Source organism: Dokdonella koreensis DS-123, from assembly GCF_001632775.1.
Lineage (GTDB): Bacteria > Pseudomonadota > Gammaproteobacteria > Xanthomonadales > Rhodanobacteraceae > Dokdonella > Dokdonella koreensis.
This window is the reverse complement of sequence record NZ_CP015249.1, coordinates 1,083,453-1,101,671: the sequence shown is the minus strand read 5'-3', so window position 1 is coordinate 1,101,671 and position 18,219 is coordinate 1,083,453. Positions and strand designations below refer to the sequence as shown.

Here is an 18,219-nt window from a genome sequence, read left to right as displayed (position 1 = left end):
CGAAAGCGGCCGGTCCGGGACGCCTGCGGCGATCAATCGCTCGCGCGCTGACCCTCTGAAACCAGTGCCACGTAGCCGCGACCGCGAACCGCACGCACGGGTAGCGAGGCCCCGATCTGGTCCAGCACGCGACGGCGCAGACGATGGATCAGCATCTCGAGCCGGCGCGAATCGAAGTCCTCCAGCGTCGATGTGACGCACGCGATCAGCTCCTGGCGTTGCACGGCTTCGCCGGGCGTGGCGAAAAGGCGCGCCAGCACGAGGCGTTCCGGAAGGTTGAGCGCGACACAGCGCTCATCCGGGGCGAAGAGCTGCCATCCCTCGGCATCCAGGACCCACTGGCGCTCCCTGGCCGGCTTTCGCGCAGCCATCCCATGACGCCGCAGCCGCCAGGCCACGCTGCTCAAGGTTGCCGCCACGACCTCGATCTCGGTCGGCTTGACCAGCCAGGCGTCAGCCGACTCGCGCAGTCCGGTGATCTGCTCGTGCCGGCTGCCTCGTCCGGTCAGCATGACGATGCCGACTGCATAGGCCGCACGCACGCGCCGCGCGACGTCGAGTCCGCTCTCGCCGGACAAGCCGATGTCCAGGAGGAGAAGATCGAACGACGTCGCGAGCATGCGCCGGTCGAGATCGACCGACGTACGGAAACCTTCGCCTGTGAAACCTGCTGCCCTGAGGCCCGGAAGGAGAATCGCCTCGCGAAACTCATCGTCGTCCTCAAGCACAGCCACGCGTAACGACATGGCTCTTCAACCTCGACCGTCTTTCGGAAATGCCCCGGGCTTATCGCGTAGAAGCCGTGGGATGTCCAGTCGGCATCCCGCGGCCGGAGGTGGCCTCACAGCCGTCTCCGACAGCCGCTTGCGGAAAGGACGAGCCGGCGGCGCGGGTGCGGGATACAAGTGACCGCAAGGACACGGTGGTGGATCCGCGGGCATCGAACACGGCGAACGTGATGCTCGACGAACCGCCGTTGAGCACCAGTACCAGGTCGCCGCGGGACGCGTGCCGGTCTTGTGGGGCGGACAATTCGCTTCTGCCCCTGGAGCGCCGTCAGCCCCAACAGGTTCCTGCCGGCCCGGCGCGCCGATTCCACCGCCTCACGCTCGGGGAGACGGATGAACACGCAAGGCATCTGCATCCCCCGGCGGGCAGCCGTGGTTCCACGAAGTCGGCCAGGTGACGCACCCGTCGCGCCGGATGCGCGGCGTGGGCGCCGGCTATGGGCGTCGTGGTCCGGCCATCAATACGCGCCACCAGGTGCTATCGGCCCTTGCGCCGGCATAGGAAATCTCCTGGAGCGCCATGCCTGATCCCGGGTCAGGAGCCAAATGCTCATCGCTTCACCCGGGCCGTCCGAGCGAGAGCCCGGCCCGTTGGCGAGCCGTTTCGCTTGGGCTACCGGCTGGACCAATCGGATCCAGCCTCGGTCGGCCTCCAGGAAACCATCCGGGAGGACTTCTTGGCAAAAACCCAAGATCGACAACTGCTTAGGGGGCCTGTGAGGCGCCCTGGAATTTCCTGGAAACCACGCCGTGGAGCGGGTGAAGGGAATCGAACCCTCGTCAGTAGCTTGGGAAGCTACAGCTCTACCATTGAGCTACACCCGCGGTCAGGAGTGCGCCGGGAAGCGCTGGCCGGGGGCGAAGAGTAGCCGCGCGTGCGCGCCTCCTGCAAGCCACTTGTAAAGAAGCGCATGCGGTTCTTGCGGCGGGGTAAACATCGCGCGTGGGGCGGTTTCGATAGGGCCGTCATTCAGCCGGCGTACGCTGATATAGCGGCGCACCTGGCGGCCACAGGAGCCGGCTCTGCGATCCGGATCACCGGATGCACCGACAACGGCCGATCCTTGCAGGAGAACTCTATGAACATGCGACCTCGCTCGCCCACCCCGATGCTGCGGGCGCTGCTGGCGTTGGTCTTGCTCACGCTCGCCGGTTCCGTCCTGGCCGATCCACCGGGCCGGGTCGTCCGCATGAGCTACATCAGCGGCAACGCCAGCTTCCAGCCCGGCGGCGACGACCGCTGGAGCGAAGCGCTGATCAACCGGCCGCTGGTGGCCGGTGACCGGCTGTACACCGACCGTGATTCCCGCGTCGAGCTGGAAGTGGGGGCCGCCGTGCTGCGCGCGGACGACCGCACCAGCCTGGCCTTCCTGGACGTCACCGACGACATCGTCCAGGTCGAGCTGACCCAGGGCACGCTGAACCTCAAGGTCAAGCGGCTGTTCGACGGCCAGACCTACGAGATCGACACGCCGACGCTGGCGTTCGTCGTCGACCGTCCGGGCAGCTACCGCATCGACATCGCCCCCGAAGGCGACTCCACGATGCTGACCGTCTTCGACGGCTCAGGCTCGGTCTACGGCCAGAACAGTGCCAGCTACCGCGTGGAGAGCGGCCAGGCATACCGCTTCTATGACTCCTCCCTGCGCGACTACGAGGCGATGGACCTCCCGCGCAACGACGATTTCGATCGCTGGTGCTTCGAGCGCGACGGCCGCTACGAGCGCTCGGTCGCGCGCCAGTACGTGTCCGAGGAGGTCATCGGCTATGCCGACCTGGACGGCTACGGCAGCTGGTCGACGGATGCCAGCTACGGTGCGGTCTGGTACCCGACCAGCGTCTCCGTCGGCTGGGCCCCGTACCGCTACGGCCGCTGGTCGTGGATCGACCCCTGGGGCTGGAGCTGGGTCGACGACGCCCCGTGGGGCTTCGCCCCGTCCCACTACGGACGCTGGGTCTACGTCGGCAGCCGCTGGGGCTGGTGCCCCGGCCCGCGCCACGTGCGCCCGATCTATGCGCCTGCGCTGGTCGGCTTCATCGGCGGCCGCAACTGGAGCCTGTCGATCTCCAGCGGCGGCGGACCGGTCGGCTGGTTCCCGCTCGGACCGCGCGACGTCTACGTGCCGTGGTATCGCAGCTCGCGCAACTACTTCACCAACGTCAACGTGACGAACATCCGCAATACGACGGTGATCAACAACACCTACATCACCAACGTCTACAACAACTACGCCGCCGGGCGTGTCGGCAACCTCGACTACGCCTACCGGCGCGACGTGAACGCGGTGACGGCGGTGCCGGACAACGTCTTCAACAGCTCGGGCCGGGTCGGCAACGCGCGCCTGAATCTCGACCGGAACAGCCTGGCGCGGGCGGAGATCGTCAACCGCGTGCCGGTGCTGCCGGTCCAGGCCAGCCTGGCGCCGAACGACGGGTCCCGCGCGGCTCCGCAACGCGCGGCCTCCTTCGATCGCCAGGTGATCGCACGCAATACGCCGCCCCCGGCGCCGGCGCCGTTCGCACAGCGCAAGGCCGCGATCGATCGCAACGGCGGGCAGCCGCTGCAGACGCAGGAGCTGCGCCAGCTCGCCACGCGCAGCGCGCCGGTGTCGACGGAGCGGGTCAAGGTGGTCGGGACCGCCGGCCAACGGGCACCGCAGGCACTGCCGCCGCGGGGCGAGTCCCCGACCCGCATCGACCGCGCGTCCGCCGGGAACGCCCCGGCACGGGGCATCGAACGCCCGGATGCGGTGAAGGCGCCGGAGCGCGCGCCGAGCACGCTGGGACGGGAAACCGCCACGCCGCGACCGGCACCCCGCACGGAGATCAGCGAACGCGCACTGCCGTCCTCCGGATATGCACCGCGTCGTGAACGCGCGGTCGTGCCGGGGCAGGCGCCGAAGGCCGGCCAGGCACCGAGTCCGTCGTCCCGCGTGATCGAAAGCCGGGGCGGCCAGAACGTGCCGGATCGGCCGGCACGGGTGATGCAGTCGCGCGAGCCGACGCCGCAGCGGTCGGTGCAGGCGCCGAACCGCACCGCGCCGAGCCGCGTCGTCGAGCCGGCCGCCCGCGAAGCCGCCCCGGCACGCAGCTACCGGGCGCCCGCGGTCGAGCCGCGCAAATACGAAGCGCCGGCGAACCGGCCCGAGCCCCGTGCAGCACCGCAGCGCATGGAGCGCAGCCAGCCGCAGGCCGCACCGCAGCGCATCGAGCCCAGCCGGCCGCAGGCGGCACCGCAGCGCATGGAGCGCAGCCAGCCACAGGCGGCGCCGCAGCGCATGGAACGCAGCCAGCCGCAGGCGGCGCCGCAGCGCATGGAGCGCAACCAGCCGCAGGCGGCGCCGCGGTCCGTGCAGCAAAGTCCGCCTCGCGAGCAGGGACAGAAGGGCGAGCGGGTCGAACGCAAGCGCGACAAGGACGATCGCTGACGGTTGCGCCGACGAAAAGCACGGGCTGACCTTCAGACCATCGGGCCGCCGCGTTCACGACGCGGCGGCCTTTTTTTCGCGGGCGGGCGGGCAGGCGCCGGCGGAGCTGGCTACAATGGCGCGATGCTCATCGTGCTCAACGGCAAATCCCACGAGTGCCCTGCGCGCACGACGGTCGCCGAGCTGCTCGAAGCCACCGGCTTCGCCCAGCGGCGCGTCGCCGTCGAGGTCAATCGACGGATCGTCCCGCGCAGCCGCCACGCCATGCAGAACCTGGAACCGGACGACCGGGTCGAGATCGTGCATGCCATCGGCGGTGGCTGAGGCACCGGCGGCAACCGCTTTTTCCGACTCATCGATCCAGGTTCGTCCTATGTCCTCCTTCCCCGCCGGCACGGCCGACGACCCGCTCGTCATCGCGGGCCGCAGCTTCCGCTCCCGCCTCCTGACCGGCACCGGCAAGTACCGCGATCTCGACGAGACGCGCCGCGCGACCGAGGCCGCCGGTGCCGAGATCGTCACCGTGGCGATCCGCCGCACCAATATCGGGCAGGACCCGGACCAGCCGAACCTGCTCGACGTCCTGCCGCCGTCCCGCTTCACGATCCTGCCGAACACGGCCGGGTGCTATACCGCCGAGGAGGCGGTGCGTACCTGCCTGCTGGCGCGGGAACTGCTCGACGGCCACACCCTGGTCAAGCTCGAGGTGCTCGGCGACCAGCGCACGCTGTTCCCGGACGTCGTGCAGACGCTGGAGGCCGCCGAGAGCCTGGTCCGCGAGGGCTTCGACGTCATGGTCTACACCTCGGACGATCCCCTGCTGGCCCGGCGGCTGGAAGCGATCGGCTGTGCGGCGATCATGCCGCTGGCGGCGCCGATCGGCTCCGGGCTCGGCATCCAGAACCGCTACAACCTGCTGGAGATCGTCGAGAACGCCAAGGTGCCGGTACTGGTCGACGCGGGTGTCGGCACCGCCTCCGATGCCGCCATCGCGATGGAGCTGGGTTGCGACGGCGTGCTGATGAATACCGCGATCGCCGGTGCGCGCGATCCGGTGCTGATGGCCCATGCGATGAAGCTCGCGGTCGAGGCCGGCCGCAGTGCATTCCGCGCCGGCCGCATCCCGCGCAAGCGCTACGCCTCGGCCTCCAGCCCGATCGACGGAACCGTCGGATGAGCGACGCGGACGAATCCGCGGCACCGGCCCGTCACCGCCCACCACGCAGTTTCGTGCTGCGGCAGGGCCGCATCACGCCGGCCCAGGCGCGCGCCTTCGAAGCCCACTGGGCCCGCTACGGACTGGCCTTCCAGGGCGTGCCGCGCGATCTCGATGCGGTCTTCGGACGGTCCGCCCCGCGCGTGGTCGAGATCGGGTTCGGCAATGGCGAGCAGCTCCTGCACGCCGCCGCGCACGAGCCGGACAAGGACTTCATCGGCATCGAAGTGCACCGCCCCGGCGTCGGCCGGCTGATGAACGGCCTGGCCGCCGGCGACCTCGCCAATGTCCGCCTCTACAACCACGACGCCGTCGAGGTACTGGCACAGGAGATCGCGCCGGCCTCGCTGGCGGAGGTGCGCATCTACTTCCCGGACCCGTGGCCGAAGAAGCGCCACCACAAGCGCCGGCTGATCCAGCCGGCCTTCGTGGACTTCCTCGCCACCCGCGTCCGGCCCGGCGGGCTGTTGCACCTGGCCACCGACTGGGCCGAGTACGCCGAGCAGATGCTGGCCACGGTCGACGCCTCGCCGCACTGGCGCAATCGCGCCGGCACCGGCGGGTTCGCCGCCTGCCCTGCCTGGCGCGTGGAGACCCATTTCGAACGTCGCGGGACGCGGCTGGGCCACGGTGTCTGGGACCTGGTCCACGAGCGCACCGGGACCTGACCGGTCACGACGAATGCGCCGGATCGTGCCGCCGAACCGGACTTTGTGGCGGATGAGCGCTATTCTTTCGCGGCTGCCCTGACGCCCAGGCCGCTGCAGACGGCCGGAACAAGACCCCGATGCCCTGATGGATGCCGGCCTGACGCTGACCACCGAGATGATGCTCGTGCTCGGGCTGGTGGTCTTCACCGTCCTGATGCTGATCCTTGAATGGATCCGGGCCGACCTGGTCGCCCTGCTGGTCATCGTGGTCATCGGCATCACGCGGCTGATGCCGGTCGACCAGTTGTTCGACGGCTTCGCCGGCAACGCGGTCATCTCGCTGATCGCCGTGATGATCATGGGCGCGGGCCTGGACCGCACCGGCGTACTCGGCAAGGCCGCCTCGTTCATCATCCGCCTCGCCGGCGGCGTCGAGCAGCGCCTGGCCGTGGTCATCAACAGCATCGTCGGCAGCCTGTCGGCGGTCGTGCAGAGCCAGGCCCTGTCGTCGCTGTTCCTGCCGGTCGTCAGCCGGGTCAGCGCGCGCACCGGCGTGCCGCTGCGCCGCCTGCTGCTGCCGATGGCGTGCTGCATCCTGTGCGGCACCAACATCACGATGATCTCCAACTCGCCGCTGATCCTGCTCAACGACCTGATCGCCAGCGCCAACCGCAACCTGCCGCCGGGCGCGCAGAGCATCGAGCCGTTCCGGCTGTTCGCGATCGCGCCGGTGGGCGTGCCGCTGCTGATCGTCGGCATCGCGTTCTTCGCCGTGCTCGGCAAGCGCCTCCTGCCGGACGACGAGGAAAGGCAGAACGTCACCCCGGGACGCACCGAGAGCTACTTCGCCGACACCTACGGCATCGAAGGCGACGTGTTCGAGCTGACCGTCACGGCGGAAAGCCCGCTGGTCGGCATGAGCGTCGGCGAAACCGAGCAGCTGCACGACGCCCCGCTGATCCTCGCGCTCAAGACCGGCAACGAAGGCCGGCTGGCGCCCCCTGCCGACCAGATGATCTGGGTCGGCAGCGTCATCGGCGTGCTCGGGCGCCGCGAAGCGGTCAGCGACTTCGCCGACAACCACCTGTGCCTGATGCAGGCGCGGCTGCGCAACTTCGGCGACATGTTCAACCCGACGCGCGCCGGCATCTCCGAGGCGGTGATCCCGCCGACGTCGCACTGGATCAACCAGAAGATCGAGGACCTGCGCATCCGCAAGCGCTTCGGCATCAGCGTGCTGGCGGTGACCCGCGGCGGCACGGTGTTCCGCGAGGACGTGCGCCACATGATGCTCAAGCCGGGCGACACGCTGGTGCTGCACAGCCTCTGGCGCGACCTGGCCCTGGCGGCCGAGTCGCGCGACTTCGTCGTCGTGACCGACTACCCCAAGGAGGAGCAGCGCCCCAGCCGCATCTGGTACGCCGTCGCGTTCTTCGGCCTGGCGCTCGGCCTGGGGCTCTTCACCGACCTGCGGCTCTCGGTGGCGATGATGACCGGCGCCGTCGGCATGCTGCTGGCGGGCGTGCTCAGCATGGAAGAGGCCTACAAGGCGATCAACTGGAAGACGATCTTCATCCTCGCCTGCCTGATCCCGCTGGGCTGGGCGATGGACTCCACCGGCACGGCCGCCTGGATCGCCCAGGAGGTGATGATCTACATGGACGGCATGCCGCAATGGCTGATCCAGGCCTGCGTGGCGATCCTGACGCTGCTGTTCGCGCAGATCATCTCGAACGTGGGCGCGGCGGTGATGATGGTGCCGATGGCGATCAACATCGCGCTGGCCTCGGGCGGGAACCCGGCGGCCTATGCGCTGATCGTGGCGATCTCCACGTCCAACACCTTCTTCCTGCCGAGCGCCAACCCGGTGCTGCTGGTCGTCGCCGGTCCCGGCGGCTACCGCAACGGCGACTTCCTGCGGGTCGGCATCCCGTTGACCGTGCTGATGCTGGTCACGACGCTGGTCGCCGTGAACCTGATGTTCGGCCGCTAGCGCCCGCCGGCTCCCGCGCCGCGCCATTCCCGCCGGCGGCGGCGTTGCTATACTTCCGCGGCTAAGGCTCAAGGACACGGGGTGACCGCACCATGCTCAACGAAATCAAGAACGACGCGCAGACGCGCATGAACAAGAGCGTCGAATCACTGCGCCACGACCTCACCCGCCTGCGTACCGGGCGCGCCAGCACCTCGCTGCTGGAGCCGCTCAAGGTGGTCTACTACGGCAACGAGACGCCGCTCAGCCAGGTCGCCAATCTCGCCGTCGCCGATGCCCGCTCGCTGACCGTCACGCCGTGGGAGAAGGTCATGATCGGCCCGATCGAGAAGGCGATCCTCGCCTCCGACCTGGGCCTCACGCCGACCACGGTCGGCAACGTGATCCGCATCAACCTGCCCGCCTTGACCGAACAGCGCCGCAAGGAACTGTCCAAGCACGTCGCCCACGAGGGCGAGAACGCCAAGGTGGCGATCCGCAACGTGCGCCGCGACGCGATCCAGCAGATCAAGGAGCTTCTCAAGGAGAAGCTGATCGCCGAGGACGACGAGCGCCGTGCCGAAGAGGACATCCAGAAGCTGACCGACCGCTTCGTCAAGGATGTCGACACCGTGGTCAAGGCCAAGGAAGACGAGCTGATGGCCGTCTGAGCGGCCTTCGCGACCGCCCGATGACAGTCTCCGACCCGGCGCCGGCGTCGCCGCGCCACATCGCCATCGTGATGGACGGCAACGGCCGCTGGGCCGGGCGCCGCCATCGCCCGCGCAGCTTCGGCCATCGCGCCGGGCAGAAGGCCGTGCGCGCGGCGATCGAGTTCTGCCTGCGCCAGGGCATCGGCGCATTGACGCTGTTCGCGTTCTCCAGCGAGAACTGGAAGCGGCCGGCCGAGGAGGTCGGCGCGCTGATGCAGCTGTTCATGAAGGCGCTGGAGAAGGAGGTCGGCCAGCTCCACGAGCACGGCGTGCGCATCGCCTTCATCGGCGACCTGTCCGCGTTCGCGCCGGAACTGCAGGCCCGCATGACCCAGGCGACGGCGAAGACCGCCGCCAACACGGCGCTGCACCTCAACATCGCCATCAACTACGGCGGCCGCTGGGACATCGTCCAGGCGGCCCGCCGTGCCGCGGCGGCCGCGGCGGCCGGCGAGCTCGACCCGCAGACGCTCGACGAAGCAGGCCTGGCGCCGTTCTTCTGCCTGTCGGACCTGCCGGCGGTGGACCTGTTCATCCGCACCGGCGGCGAGCAGCGCATCAGCAATTTCCTGCTGTGGCAGGCCGCCTACAGCGAGTTCTACTTCACCGACGCACTCTGGCCGGATGTCGATGCCGAGGTGTTGGGACTGGCCGTCGCCGATTTCGCGCGGCGCGAGCGCCGGTTCGGCCAGACCCCGGCCCAGACGCGGCGGCAGGCCGGATGAGCGCCCTTCGCCAGCGGGTCCTGACCGCCCTGGTGCTGGCCCCGCTCGCGGTGGCCGCGATCGTGCTGCTGCCCACGGTGGCGATCGCCGCGGTGGCGGCCGTCGCCTTCCTGATCGCGCTGTGGGAATGGACGCGCATGATCGGCATCGCCGCCGCGCCCGTGCGGATTGCGGCCGTGGCCGGGTGCGCCGCGCTGTTCGCGCTGCTGTGGTGGCTGCACGACACCGCGATCGGCTGGGGCATCGTCGTCGCCGGCGCCCTGTGGTGGCTGCTGGCGCTGGCCTGGCTGCGGAACTTCGCGTTCGGCGCGGCACCGACGCCGGAGAACGCGGCGCTCAAGCTGGCTGCCGGCGTGCTGGCCGTGGCACCGGCCTGGGTCGCCCTGCTGCGGATCCACGAGGACGCCGACAACGGCCACCTGTGGACCCTGTTCGCGCTGATCCTGGTCTGGGCCGCCGATACCTTCGCCTACTTCGTCGGCAGCCGCTGGGGCCGGACCAAGCTCGCGCCGCGCATCAGCCCGGGCAAGACCCGCGCCGGCGCCTGGGGCGCGCTGGCCGGCGCCGGCCTGGTCGCCGTCGTCGGCGGCTGGCTGCTCGGCGAGCGCGGCGCCGCGCTGGCGTTCGTGGTGGTCCTGGCGTGGGTCGTGACGGCGTTCTCGATCGTCGGCGACCTGTTCGAGAGCCTGATCAAGCGGCAGGGCAATACCAAGGATTCGGGCAGCCTGTTCCCGGGGCACGGCGGCCTGTTCGATCGCCTGGACAGCGTGTTCGCCGCCCTGCCGGTGTTCGCGATCGGCAAGGCCCTGCTCGACCTGATGACCGCTCCGTGAAGCGGATCGCGATCCTGGGCGCCACCGGCTCGATCGGCACCAGCACGCTGGACGTCGTCGCACGCCACCCCGACCGGTTCCGCGCGACCGCGCTGGCCGCGCACCGCAGCGTCGAGGCGCTCGCCGCCCTGTGCGAACGGTTCCGGCCCGAGCTGGCGGTCATCGCCGACCCGGACGGCGAACCCGAACTGCGTGCGCGCCTGGTCGCCGCCGGCGTGGCGACACGCGTGCTGGCCGGGCCGGATGCCCTGGTCGAGGCCGCGGCCGGCGACCACGCCGACACCGTGGTCGCCGCGATCGTCGGTGCAGCCGGCCTGCCCTCGACCCTGGCCGCCGCCCGCGCCGGCAAGCGGCTGCTGCTGGCCAACAAGGAGGCCGTGGTCATGGCCGGGCCGCTGCTGCTGGCAGCCCTGGCGGCCGGCGGGGGGCCGCTGCTGCCGATCGATTCGGAACACAACGCGATCTACCAATGCCTGCCGAACGGATCGGCCGGCATCGCCGGTGCCGGCGTACGGCGCCTGCTGCTGACCGCCTCGGGCGGCCCGTTCCGCGGCTGGCAGGCCGAGCGCCTGGCCGCCGTCACGCCGGACATGGCCTGTGCCCACCCCAACTGGCGCATGGGCCGCAAGATCTCGGTCGACTCGGCCACCTTGATGAACAAGGGGTTGGAGGTCATCGAGGCGCATGTGCTGTTCGGCGCGCCGGCCGATGCCATCGAGGTCGTCGTCCACCGCCAGAGCATCGTCCATTCGCTGGTCGAGTACCTGGACGGCTCGGTCCTGGCCCAGCTGGGCCAGCCGGACATGCGCACCGCGATCGCCTACGGCCTGGCCTGGCCGGAGCGGATCGAGGCCGGGGTCAAGCCGCTGGACCTGGTCCAGCTGGCCCGGCTGGATTTCGAGGCGGCCGACGGCGCCACGTTCCGGTGTCTGCCGCTGGCGTACGCGGCGCTGCGGGCCGGCGGCAACGCGCCGGCGATCCTCAACGCGGCCAATGAGGAGGCGGTCGCCGCCTTCCTCGACGGAAGGGTCAAATTCCCGGATATCCCGTCCATCATCGAGGAAACGCTGCAAAAAGTGTCCCATCGGGCGGTCGACGCCCTGGATGCGCTGTTTGACGACGATTTAACTGCGCGTCGGCAAGCGCAACGTATCATTGCCGCCCGGTTCAGCTGATTGCCCCTGCATGCAAACCTTTTTCGGCTCGGTCTGGTGGTTGATCGTCACCCTCGGGTTGTTGATCACCTTCCATGAATACGGCCATTACGTCGTCGCACGCCATTTCGGCGTGAAGGTGCTGCGGTTCTCGATCGGCTTCGGCCGTCCCCTGTGGTCGCGCCGCGACCGTCACGGCACCGAGTTCGTGGTCGCGGCGATCCCGCTGGGCGGCTACGTGAAGATGCTCGACGAGCGCGAGAGCGACGTCGCTCCGGCCGACCTGGCCGGCGCCCACAACCGCAAGCCGGTGCTGCAGCGCATGGCGATCGCCGCCGCCGGCCCGGCCTTCAACCTGATCTTCGCGATCGCGGCGCTGTGGCTGATGTTCATGGTCGGCCGGCCGGACTACCAGCCGGTCATCGGCGCACCGACCGGTATCGCCGCCGCATCGGGCTTCCAGGCCGGCGACCGCCTGCTGGCGCTGGACGCCGCCCCGGTCGAGACCTGGAGCGAGGCGATCATGACGATCGCCCATTCGGCGCTGGCCCGCCGTGACCTGCAGGTCGCGGTGCGTGCCGCCGACGGCGACACCGAGACACGCACCCTGCACCTGAGCCGCCTGCCCGCAGGCGTCGAGGGGGGACAGGCGCTCGATGCGGTGGGTCTCTCATTGCGGCCCCTTCAAATCCCGGCGACGGTCGGCGGCCTGGCCGCGGACGGGGCGGCGGCGGCGGCCGGCGTGCAGGCCGGCGACCGGATCCTGGCGATCAACGACCAGCCGGTCGGCGGCTATGCCGAGATCAGTCCGCTGATCCAGGAGCAGGCGGCGACCAGCCCGACCCTGGCCCTGCGCATCGAGCGCGACGGGGCCACGCTCTCGCTCCCGGCCACGGTCCGCCAGGTCCCCGCCGGGGACGGCACCACGCGCTGGGTGCTCGGCATCGAGGCGCCCGACGCGCACGACGCCGTCCTCAGCCACGGGCCGCTGGCCGCGGTGCCGGCGGCGCTGGCCGAGGCCTGGAAATCGACCAAGACCACCGTTTCGGTGCTCAAGCGCATGATTACCGGCGAGGTGTCGGCCAAGAACCTGTCGGGCGTCATCACCATCGCCCAGGTCGCCAATTCCTCCGCCCAGATGGGCATGGCCTGGTTCCTGTCGTTCCTGGCGGTGATCTCGCTGAACCTGGCCATCCTCAACCTGTTGCCGGTACCCGTCTTGGATGGCGGACACCTGCTGTATTACCTTATCGAGCTGGTAAAAGGCAGCCCGGTCAGCGAACGAGCCCAGATTGCAGGCCAGTATGTCGGCCTGGTCCTGCTGGTCGCCATGATGGGACTGGCGTTCTACAACGACATCCTGCGGCTCGCGTCCTGAGCCGGGGGAGTTGCCCGATAACGACAAGCCCGTGGCTCGCGCCCGCCACGGGTCCGAGCGTGCCTCTACGGAAGTGACGATGAAGCGTATAGCTGCCCTGATCCTGTTTGCCTGGCTGTCCAGTCAGGACGCACTGGCCTTCGACGCGTTCACGGTGTCCGACATCCGTATCGACGGCCTGTCGCGCATCGCCGCCGGTACGGTCTTCACCTACCTGCCGGTCGAGAAAGGCGACTCGATGACCGCCGAGCGCGCCGAGCAGGCGATCCGGGCGCTCTACAAGACCGGCTTCTTCAACGACGTCCAGCTCTCACGCCAGGGTGACATCCTGGTCGTGGCGGTCCGCGAGCGCCCGCAGATCTCCAAGATCGCGATCCGCGGCAACAAGGACCTCAAGGAAGACGACCTGCGCACCGGCCTGAAGGGCATCGGCCTGGTCGAGGGCGAGACCTTCGACCGGCTCAAGCTCGACGAAGTCCAGGCGGAGCTGACCCGCCAGTACTACAACCGCGGCAAGTACAACGTCTCGATCAAGACCGCCACGGTCAATCTCGACCGCAACCGCATCGAGATCGCGATCAACATCGCCGAAGGCAAGCCGGCCAAGATCAAGCACATCAACATCGTCGGCAACAAGACCTTCCCCGACCGGACCATCAAGGACGAGTTCGAGTCGAACACGACCAACTGGACCTCGTGGTACTCGCGCAACGACCAGTACTCCCGCGAGAAGATGTCCGGCGACCTGGAGAAGCTCGCGTCCTACTACCTGGACCGCGGCTACGTCGATTTCAACGTGGACTCCACCCAGGTCTCGATCAGCCCCGACAAGCGCCGCATGTACGTCACGGCGAACATCCGCGAGGGCGAGATCTACACCGTCAACGACATCAAGATCACCGGCAACCTCGTGCTCAACGAGGAGGACCTGCGCAAGCTGCTGGCGATCAGCGTCGGCGAGACGTTCTCGCGCCGCAAGGTCGAGCAGTCCTCCGACGCGATGACCGCGGTGCTCGCCAACATCGGCTACGCCTTCGCCGAGGTCGTCCCGCTGCCGGACGTCCACAAGGACAGCCGCGAGGTGGGCCTGACGTTCCTGATCAATCCCGGCAAGCGCGTCTACGTGCGCCGCATCACGTTCAAGGGCAACACCCGCACCGAGGACCCGGTGCTGCGCCGCGAAATGCGCCAGCTGGAAGGTTCGTGGTACTCGCAGGCGGCGATCGACCGCTCGAAGATCCGCCTGCAGCGGCTGGGCTTCTTCAAGGCGGTCACGATCGAGACGCCGAGCGTCCCCGGCAGCGAGGACCAGATCGACGTGCAGGTCGCGGTGGAGGAAATGTCCTCCGGCTCGCTGAACTTCGGCCTGGGCTACTCGCAGCTGCAGGGCATCATCGGCAGCGTGTCGGTGTCGGAGAACAACCTGTTCGGCACCGGCAACCGGATCGGCGTGACCGCGCAGCAGAGCTCGTACTACAAGCGCTACGAGGTGTCCTACTTCGAGCCGTACCTCAACGACGACGGCCTGGGCCTGGGCTACAACGTCTCGCACAGCGAAATGGACCAGGGCGAGGCCAACCTCGCCTCGTACCTGACCAACCGCGACGCGTTCAGCACCTACCTGGGCATCCCGATCAGCGAGACCGACACGATCAACGCGCAGATCGGCCTCAGCAAGACCAGCATCACGACCTACGGCGGCATCACGCCGGACCGCATCGTCAACTACCTGCACAACCTCGGCAACCGTACGCTGCACAACTGGGACACGCAGCTGTCGTGGGTGCACGACACGCGCAACCGCTACTGGAACCCGACCCGCGGCTCGATCCACCAGGTGTCGCTGAACATCGTCCTGCCCGGCTCCACGGTCGAGTACTACAAGCTGTTCTACAAGTACGGCCAGTACTTCCCGATCACCGACAAGCTGACGTTCTTCGGCAACCTGAGCCTGGGCTACGGCGACACCTACCGCGACCCCAAGAGCGTGCTGCCGATCGACGATCCGCGCTACATGGACATCGGCGGCCTGCCGTTCTACGAGAACTTCTACGCCGGCGGCGTGGCCGACGTGCGCGGCTTCCGCGACAACACGCTCGGCCCGTGGGAGCTCTACCCCGGCTGTACCGGCAACCAGATCGGCCCGGTCGGCGGGACGTCGCGGCCGAGCCGGTACTGCCGCCAGCCGATCGGTGGCGCGTTCAAGACCGTCGGCTCGGTCGAGATCATCTTCCCGACGCCCTTCATGAAGGAGAGCAGCGAGACCACCCGTCTTTCCTGGTTCCTCGATGTCGGCAACGTGTTCCAGAACTACGACGCGTTCTCGGCCAGCGAAATGCGCGCCTCGACCGGCCTGTCGTTCCGCTGGCAGGCGCCGGTCGGCCCGATCGTCATCAATCTCGCGCGGCCCCTGCGCAAGAAGGACGGCGACCAGACCGAGACCATCCAGTTCACCTTCGGTACCATGTTCTGATCTACGCCGGGCGCGGGAGTGCCCGTCCTGCAATGACTTGACCGGGGGGAACGGCAGTGAGGCAGCGCGCGAAACGGTACCTTCCGGTGCATGCGCTGCTGGCCGCCCTCGCGCTGTGGGCCGCCACCGTCCACGCCCAGGTGCCGGCCCCGACGCGGATCGGCTACCTGGACACGAAGCGACTGATCGACAACATGCCCCAGACCCTGGCCGCGCGCGAGAAGCTCGAGCGCGAGTTCGCCCAGCGCGATACCGCGCTGCGCACCGACGAGACGCGCCTCGAGGAGCTGCGATCGCGCCAGAACCGCGATGCACCGATCCTCACCCTCGATGCGGCCGAGACCCTGCAGCGCGAGATCGACGCGCTCGAGCGGCTGATCCGCCGCAGCCGCGACAACCTGCGCAACGAGCTCAAGACCCGTACCGACCAGGAAACCGACCGCAACTGGCGCGAGATCGAGAACACGATCGTCGAGTTCGCGCGCAGCGAGGGCTACGACCTGATCGTCAGCAGCCCGGTCGTGTACGCCAGCCCGCGCATCGACGTGACCGATCGCGTGCTCGAACGCCTGCGGCGCCAATACCAGACCCGCGAGGGCGGGCGATGAGCCCGGCGGTATCGCTCGGCGAGCTGGCGGAACGGTTCGGGCTGGTTCTGCAGGGCAGTGGCGAGGCGGTCGTCCGCGGCGTCGGCACGCTTGGCTCGGCCACCCCGGGGCAGCTGAGCTTCCTCGCCTCCGCCCAGTACAAGGGCCAGCTGGCGACCACCGCCGCGACGGCGGTGATCCTGCGCGCCGCCGATGCGGCCGACTGCCCGACCGCCGCGCTGATCGCGGCCGATCCGTACGTGGCCTATGCCCGGATCGCGGCGCTGTTCGACCACGTTCCCGCGGCCGAGCCCGGCGTGCATCCGAGCGCGGTGGTCTCGCCCGATGCCGTCGTCGCAAACGGAGCCTCGGTGGGCCCGTTCTGCGTCGTCCAGGCCGGCGCGGTGATCGACGAAGGCGCGGTCGTGGGACCGCATTGCGTGATCGGCCCGGACTGCCGGGTCGGCGCCGGGTCGCACCTGGTGGCGCGGGTCACGCTGGTGCTGCGCGTCACGCTGGGCCGGCGCGTGCTGGTCCATCCCGGCGCGGTCATCGGCGCGGACGGCTTCGGCCTCGCCTTCGAGCGCGACCATTGGCTCAAGGTGCCCCAGCTCGGCGGCGTGCGCATCGGCGACGACTGCGAGATCGGCGCCAACACCACGATCGATCGCGGCGCGATCGAGGACACGGTGCTGGAAGAGGACGTGCGCCTGGACAACCAGATCCAGGTCGCCCACAACGTCCACATCGGCGCGCACAGCGCGCTGGCCGGCTGCGCGGCCGTCGCCGGCAGCGCGCGGATCGGCCGCTACTGCCTCATCGGAGGCGGCGCTGGCATACTCGGCCACCTCGAAGTCGCCGACAAGGTCACGATCACCGCCCGCAGCCTGGTCACCCATTCGATCCGCGAGCCCGGCGAGTACTCGTCCGGCACGCCGATCCAGGAAAACCGCCTGTGGCGCCGCAACGCGGCCCGCTTCAAACACCTGGACGAGCTCGCAAGGCGCGTCGCCCAGCTCGCAAACAAGGACTCCCCCCGATGAATCATGCTGTTGACACGGCCGTGGAACTGGAACCCCTGCCGATCGGCGTGGAACGGATCGCCGAGATCCTGCCGCACCGCTACCCGTTCCTGCTGGTCGACCGGATCCTCGACTACACGCCGAGCAAGAAGATCACGGCGATGAAGAACGTCACGATCAACGAGCCGTTCTTCCAGGGCCACTTCCCGGGCCATCCGGTCATGCCGGGCGTGCTGATGATCGAGGCCATGGCCCAGACCTCGGGCCTGCTGGTGCACCTGTCGATCAAGCACGACCCGACCCAGCCGAAGCTGTTCTACCTGGTGCGCGTGGACCAGGCGCGGTTCAGCCGCATCGTCGGCCCGGGCGACCAGTTGATCTTCCAGGTCGAGCAGAAGCGCCTGATGCGCGGCATGGGCAAGTACTGGTGCGAGGCGCTGGTCGACGGCAAGCTCGTGGCCGAGGCCGAACTGCTCTGCGCCGAGCGTACCAGCCGATGATCCATCCCACCGCGCAGATCGACCCGACCGCGGTGCTCGGCGAAGGCGTCAGCATCGGCGCCTTCAGTGTCATCGGCAGCGGTGTCGTCATCGGGGACGGCACCTGGGTCGGTCCGCACGTGGTGATCGACGCCGGCACGCGGATCGGCCGCGACAACCGCTTCTACCAGTTCGCCTCGGTCGGCGCCGATCCGCAGGACAAGAAGTTCCACGGCGAGACGACCTGGCTCGAGATCGGCGACCGCAACCACATCCGCGAGTTCGTCACGATCAACCGGGGCACCGGCGAGGGCGGCGGCACGACGCGGCTGGGCAACGACAACTGGATCCTGGCCTATTCGCACATCGCGCACGACTGCACGATCGGCAACCACGTGGTGTTCTCCAACAACGCCACGCTGGCCGGCCACGTGACGATCGGCGACCACGTGATCCTGTCGGGCTTCGCCGGCGTCCACCAGTTCTGCCGGATCGGCGCCCACGCATTCGTCGGCATGGGCTGCCTCGTCAACGGCGACGTCCCGCCGTTCGTCATGATGGCCGACGACTACGGGCGTCCGCGCGGCATCAACGCCGAGGGCCTCAAGCGGCGCGGCTTCACCGCCGACCGCATCAGCCGGATCAAGCGCGCCTACCGCACGCTCTACGTCGCCGGCACGCCGCTGGCCGAGGCGCGCACGCAGCTGGCCGAGCAGGCGCGCGACAGCGAGGACGTGGCCGCGCTGCTGGCCTTCATCGACGCCAGCGAGCGCGGCCTGGCGCGCTGAGCGGATCGCTCGC

Annotated in this window: 16 protein-coding genes and 1 tRNA gene; 15 read left to right on the top strand and 2 right to left on the bottom strand. The window is 69.1% G+C overall.

Annotated elements, in window-relative coordinates; genetic code table 11:
* Positions 1 to 32 precede the first annotated feature (32 nt).
* Both I596_RS04310 and I596_RS04305 read right to left on the bottom strand, forming a co-directional pair.
* Positions 33 to 746 (bottom strand): response regulator transcription factor, encoded by a 714-nt coding sequence (locus I596_RS04310; RefSeq protein ID WP_067644691.1) that lies wholly within the window; start codon positions 744 to 746, stop codon positions 33 to 35.
* A 793-nt stretch (positions 747 to 1,539) separates the two neighbouring features.
* A tRNA-Gly gene (locus tag I596_RS04305) sits at positions 1,540 to 1,613 on the bottom strand.
* 254 nt (positions 1,614 to 1,867) lie between these two features.
* Here I596_RS04305 and I596_RS04300 point away from each other — a divergent pair.
* From I596_RS04300 to lpxA, 15 genes are all read left to right on the top strand, one after another.
* Positions 1,868 to 4,216, top strand: a complete 2,349-nt coding sequence (locus tag I596_RS04300) for a DUF6600 domain-containing protein (protein WP_150132006.1) — start codon at positions 1,868 to 1,870, stop codon at positions 4,214 to 4,216.
* 123 nt (positions 4,217 to 4,339) lie between these two features.
* Positions 4,340 to 4,540, top strand: a complete 201-nt coding sequence (gene thiS, locus I596_RS04295; RefSeq protein WP_067644688.1) for a sulfur carrier protein ThiS — start codon at positions 4,340 to 4,342, stop codon at positions 4,538 to 4,540.
* 49 nt (positions 4,541 to 4,589) lie between these two features.
* Positions 4,590 to 5,393, top strand: coding sequence for a thiazole synthase (locus tag I596_RS04290; RefSeq protein WP_067644685.1), 804 nt, complete (start codon positions 4,590 to 4,592; stop codon positions 5,391 to 5,393).
* Entirely contained in the window at positions 5,390 to 6,100 is a 711-nt protein-coding gene (trmB, locus tag I596_RS04285; protein ID WP_067644682.1) for a tRNA (guanosine(46)-N7)-methyltransferase TrmB, read from the top strand. The genes I596_RS04290 and trmB overlap by 4 nt, the downstream gene beginning before the upstream one ends.
* A 127-nt stretch (positions 6,101 to 6,227) precedes the next feature.
* Positions 6,228 to 8,075, top strand: coding sequence for an SLC13 family permease (locus tag I596_RS04280; protein ID WP_190278982.1), 1,848 nt, complete (start codon positions 6,228 to 6,230; stop codon positions 8,073 to 8,075).
* A 92-nt stretch (positions 8,076 to 8,167) separates the two neighbouring features.
* A complete protein-coding gene (gene frr / locus I596_RS04275; protein ID WP_067644679.1) occupies positions 8,168 to 8,725 on the top strand; it encodes a ribosome recycling factor in 558 nt (185 codons plus the stop codon).
* 20 nt (positions 8,726 to 8,745) lie between these two features.
* The gene (uppS, locus tag I596_RS04270) at positions 8,746 to 9,492 is read left to right on the top strand and encodes a polyprenyl diphosphate synthase (RefSeq protein ID WP_067644675.1); all 747 of its coding nucleotides are present in this window, start codon (positions 8,746 to 8,748) and stop codon (positions 9,490 to 9,492) included.
* The gene (locus tag I596_RS04265) at positions 9,489 to 10,325 is read left to right on the top strand and encodes a phosphatidate cytidylyltransferase (protein WP_067644672.1); all 837 of its coding nucleotides are present in this window, start codon (positions 9,489 to 9,491) and stop codon (positions 10,323 to 10,325) included. Before uppS ends, I596_RS04265 begins: the two co-directional genes overlap by 4 nt.
* The gene (locus I596_RS04260; RefSeq protein ID WP_067644669.1) at positions 10,322 to 11,500 is read left to right on the top strand and encodes a 1-deoxy-D-xylulose-5-phosphate reductoisomerase; all 1,179 of its coding nucleotides are present in this window, start codon (positions 10,322 to 10,324) and stop codon (positions 11,498 to 11,500) included. Before I596_RS04265 ends, I596_RS04260 begins: the two co-directional genes overlap by 4 nt.
* A gap of 10 nt (positions 11,501 to 11,510) precedes the next feature.
* Positions 11,511 to 12,857: an RIP metalloprotease RseP gene (gene rseP, locus I596_RS04255; protein WP_067644666.1), complete on the top strand. Its 1,347-nt coding sequence runs from the start codon at positions 11,511 to 11,513 to the stop codon at positions 12,855 to 12,857.
* Positions 12,858 to 12,936: 79 nt separating this feature from the next.
* Complete coding sequence (bamA, locus tag I596_RS04250; protein ID WP_067644663.1) at positions 12,937 to 15,330, top strand: outer membrane protein assembly factor BamA; 2,394 nt, start codon at positions 12,937 to 12,939, stop codon at positions 15,328 to 15,330.
* A gap of 86 nt (positions 15,331 to 15,416) precedes the next feature.
* Positions 15,417 to 15,938: an OmpH/Skp family outer membrane protein gene (locus tag I596_RS04245; protein WP_067644660.1), complete on the top strand. Its 522-nt coding sequence runs from the start codon at positions 15,417 to 15,419 to the stop codon at positions 15,936 to 15,938.
* Entirely contained in the window at positions 15,935 to 16,960 is a 1,026-nt protein-coding gene (gene lpxD / locus I596_RS04240) for a UDP-3-O-(3-hydroxymyristoyl)glucosamine N-acyltransferase (RefSeq protein WP_067644657.1), read from the top strand. Before I596_RS04245 ends, lpxD begins: the two co-directional genes overlap by 4 nt.
* Positions 16,957 to 17,439, top strand: coding sequence for a 3-hydroxyacyl-ACP dehydratase FabZ (fabZ, locus tag I596_RS04235; protein ID WP_067644654.1), 483 nt, complete (start codon positions 16,957 to 16,959; stop codon positions 17,437 to 17,439). Before lpxD ends, fabZ begins: the two co-directional genes overlap by 4 nt.
* Positions 17,436 to 18,206: an acyl-ACP--UDP-N-acetylglucosamine O-acyltransferase gene (gene lpxA / locus I596_RS04230; protein WP_067644651.1), complete on the top strand. Its 771-nt coding sequence runs from the start codon at positions 17,436 to 17,438 to the stop codon at positions 18,204 to 18,206. The genes fabZ and lpxA overlap by 4 nt, the downstream gene beginning before the upstream one ends.
* Positions 18,207 to 18,219 lie beyond the last annotated feature (13 nt).

Coding starts and splice junctions, on each gene's coding strand:
- lpxA (WP_067644651.1), top strand. CDS start 17,436: ATGATCCATCCCACCGCGCAGATCGACCCGACCGCGGTGCTCGGCGAA.
- uppS (WP_067644675.1), top strand. CDS start 8,746: ATGACAGTCTCCGACCCGGCGCCGGCGTCGCCGCGCCACATCGCCATC.
- rseP (WP_067644666.1), top strand. CDS start 11,511: ATGCAAACCTTTTTCGGCTCGGTCTGGTGGTTGATCGTCACCCTCGGG.
- trmB (WP_067644682.1), top strand. CDS start 5,390: ATGAGCGACGCGGACGAATCCGCGGCACCGGCCCGTCACCGCCCACCA.
- I596_RS04300 (WP_150132006.1), top strand. CDS start 1,868: ATGAACATGCGACCTCGCTCGCCCACCCCGATGCTGCGGGCGCTGCTG.
- thiS (WP_067644688.1), top strand. CDS start 4,340: ATGCTCATCGTGCTCAACGGCAAATCCCACGAGTGCCCTGCGCGCACG.
- lpxD (WP_067644657.1), top strand. CDS start 15,935: ATGAGCCCGGCGGTATCGCTCGGCGAGCTGGCGGAACGGTTCGGGCTG.
- bamA (WP_067644663.1), top strand. CDS start 12,937: ATGAAGCGTATAGCTGCCCTGATCCTGTTTGCCTGGCTGTCCAGTCAG.
- I596_RS04265 (WP_067644672.1), top strand. CDS start 9,489: ATGAGCGCCCTTCGCCAGCGGGTCCTGACCGCCCTGGTGCTGGCCCCG.
- I596_RS04280 (WP_190278982.1), top strand. CDS start 6,228: ATGGATGCCGGCCTGACGCTGACCACCGAGATGATGCTCGTGCTCGGG.
- fabZ (WP_067644654.1), top strand. CDS start 16,957: ATGAATCATGCTGTTGACACGGCCGTGGAACTGGAACCCCTGCCGATC.
- I596_RS04290 (WP_067644685.1), top strand. CDS start 4,590: ATGTCCTCCTTCCCCGCCGGCACGGCCGACGACCCGCTCGTCATCGCG.
- frr (WP_067644679.1), top strand. CDS start 8,168: ATGCTCAACGAAATCAAGAACGACGCGCAGACGCGCATGAACAAGAGC.
- I596_RS04310 (WP_067644691.1), bottom strand. CDS start 746: ATGTCGTTACGCGTGGCTGTGCTTGAGGACGACGATGAGTTTCGCGAG.